Annotated in this window: 3 protein-coding genes; 2 read left to right on the plus strand and 1 reads right to left on the minus strand. The window is 68.8% G+C overall.

The window, feature by feature from the left end:
- Positions 1–641, minus strand: a 641-nt coding sequence (locus VGT80_RS05970; RefSeq protein ID WP_327453832.1) for a hypothetical protein, incomplete at its 3' end; no start/stop codon positions are given.
- Between the two features lie 255 nt (positions 642–896).
- Here VGT80_RS05970 and VGT80_RS05975 point away from each other — a divergent pair.
- Together VGT80_RS05975 and VGT80_RS05980 are read left to right on the plus strand one after the other, a co-directional pair.
- On the plus strand, positions 897–1361 hold the full coding sequence (locus VGT80_RS05975) for a hypothetical protein (RefSeq protein WP_327453833.1): 465 nt from the start codon (positions 897–899) through the stop codon (positions 1359–1361).
- A 259-nt stretch (positions 1362–1620) separates the two neighbouring features.
- Positions 1621–2430 (plus strand): hypothetical protein, encoded by an 810-nt coding sequence (locus tag VGT80_RS05980; protein WP_327453834.1) that lies wholly within the window; start codon positions 1621–1623, stop codon positions 2428–2430.
- The last annotated feature ends 276 nt before the right edge of the window (positions 2431–2706 follow it).

Consider the following 2706-nt stretch of genomic DNA (forward strand, 5'->3'; position numbering starts at 1 on the left):
GTGGGGTGTTTCACCTCGGGGCTGTAGCGCTTGATGTAGATGGTCATGCCGCCGCCCTGCCAGGTTCGGTCGGGCTCCTGCGGCTTCAGCCGGCCGAAGCGCTTGGGCGCCAGGACCGCGGCGGTCCAGCGCAGCTGGGCGAGCTTCACCCGGTCGGCCCGCGCGCTCTCGGCCGTGGTCGCCTGGGCGATCTCCCAGCCCTGGTCGCAGAACCGCTCGGCCTGGATCTCGCGCGCCACCCGCATGGCCTCGGCGAAGTCGGGGAACTGGCGGCGCCAATAGTAGAGGGTGGAGAAGGCCGGCATGGCCGGGTCGGCGCAGATGGAGGTGGCGCTCTCGCCCTCGCACAGGCGGCGGAACACCTCGGCCGCGGTGGCCTCGCAGAAGGTCGACGCCCGGCCGTTCGACTGGCCGACGCCGCCGGCCACCCGCGCCGCCCAGAAGGCCTCGGCGAAGGCGGGCTTGCTGGCGACCCAGCGCCACAGGGTGGCGCGCGACGGCATGCCGGGCTCGGCGCAGATGGCGACCTGGCTCTCCCCGGCCGCGACGCGGGCGCAGAGGGTCTGCGCCAGGGCTTCGGAAAAGGCCGCGGGCGCACGCGCCGGCTTGCGCCGGCGAGGGGGCGTCTCGTCGTCGGGCATGGGGGTGTGGGTCCGTGTGGGCGCGGGCGGCGGGGGAAGCCGCGGGCGGAAGGGTGGCAGGCTCGGAGATTAGCGCGGGACGGTGGAGGCTGTCAAGAACAAAATAGGAACATCATGCCGCCGGAGGTCGTGCAAAGGTCCAGGTGCGGGGACCGTTCGCCCGGTTCCGTAGCGGAACCCAGGTCCTTTGCGCCTTGTTGCTAGCCGATTGGACATCTGGCGGGCCTGCGGCCCGTCGCCATGAAGGATGACACCATGAAGACCCTGACGGCTGCTTTCGCAGCGAGTTCGTTGATCGCCTCCCTGGCCGGGAGCGCCGCGATCCCGACGGTGGCGACCGCCCAACCGGTCGCGCGGACCTATGTGGCCTGCAACCAGTATGGCGAATGCTGGCGGGTGCACGAGAGGTATGCCTACGGCCCCAGCGCGCCGATCATCTACTACAATTCCGATTGGTACGACGCCCACCGGACCGACGAGCATGTGCACTGGCTGGCCGACCCCGACAATGACCGCGGATACTACGATCGCGATGGGCGTTGGCACCCTGATCCGGGCGCGCGCGCCTTGGCCGGCGCAGCGACGGGCGCCGGTGTCGGCGCGGCGATCGGGTGTCTTGTGACGCTCCCCATCGGGTGCGCCCCTGGCGCGGCGGTTGGCGCCGCCGTGGGCGCCCCAACGGGCGCTGTCGCAGGCGCAGCCTCCACGCCGCCGCGCTAGTCCAAGGTTCGCGCCCATCTCAGCGGCCGCTTCGGCCATCTGCGACGCCGCGCCCGAAGAGGTCCGGACCCACGTCCGGGCCTCTTTGCGTCGTGGTCTGGCCGACCGCGCCAGCCACCCGACCGAAGCCGGCTTCGAGATCAGGTGGCGAAGGTCCGCGTCTGGCGAACAAGCTGACATCCGCTTCCGACCCTAGGCGATCTCCGCAGAGTCCGCTTACCGTACAGCCAAGTTTGTTCGCTTCGGGGGAGCGGGGGGCGTGGAAGTTCACAAGCCGAAACCGTGGAGTGGGTGGCGCGAATTCAGCAAGGAGGTCGGCACCATCGTGCTGGGCGTGATCATCGCGCTCGGTGCGGAACAGGCGGTGGAGACTCTGCACTGGCGCCACCAAGCGGAGGTCGCGAGGGGCGCAATCGCCTTTGATCTTCGCCGCGTCCTAGGCCAGGCCGCGAGCAAGGACGCGACCAGCCCCTGCGTGGCCAATCGGCTCGCCCAGTTCAGCGACGCCCTCGATCGGGCAGAGGTCACCAAGAGACTGCCAGCGGTCGGCGAAAGTGGCGGGCCGTCGGTTCCCGGTTGGACGATGCGCAGTTGGTCCAGCCTGACCTCGGGACAGACGCTCGCCCATATGTCGAACCGCGACCAGCTCCTGCTGTCTGCGATGGCGAACTACCTCGAGAACCTGCATTCAATGCGCAATGCCGAGCAGGATGCGTGGGCCGTCCTCAACACCATGGTCGGGCCTGGGCGTCCCACATCAGGCGTCGAAATCGCCAATTTGCGGGCGAACCTCGGCCGCGCGAACCAATACGCCAATGGGCAGCGCGCGTCCGGACGCCAGGTGGAGACACTGATCTTGCGGTCCGATTTCCTCGACCGCAAGCAGCTCCGCGATGCCTACGATGAAGGTCTGGTCCAGGCCAGATCGATGCCGATCTGCCAGCCACCGATCGACGTCACTGATACGCACGAAATGATCATGAGGGGACTGACGGGCCCCGCGGCCAAGCCGGGCGAGACCAGTGTCGGAGGGGTAGGGGTGAGCGGCAGCATCACCACCGATCGCTAGTCAGGGAAATCGGCGGCCTCTTGCGGGCAAGAAGCCTAAGACCGCTTCCGACCCATAGCGGAGCTTTGGCGAGATCGCTTACAGTCGCTGCAGGGCGATCCGCCGGGGGGCAGCATGGACATCCACAGACCCAAGCCCTGGCACGGCGTCCGCGAGTTCCTGAAGGAGATCGGCACCATCGTCATCGGCGTGCTGATCGCCATCGCCGCGGAGCAGACGGCGGAGGGGCTCCACAACCGTGCGCTGGCCCGCGAGATGACCGAGAAGCTGCGGGCC

The organism is Phenylobacterium sp., from assembly GCF_035944335.1.
GTDB lineage: Bacteria > Pseudomonadota > Alphaproteobacteria > Caulobacterales > Caulobacteraceae > Phenylobacterium.

Coding starts and splice junctions, on each gene's coding strand:
- VGT80_RS05975 (WP_327453833.1), top strand. CDS start 897: ATGAAGACCCTGACGGCTGCTTTCGCAGCGAGTTCGTTGATCGCCTCC.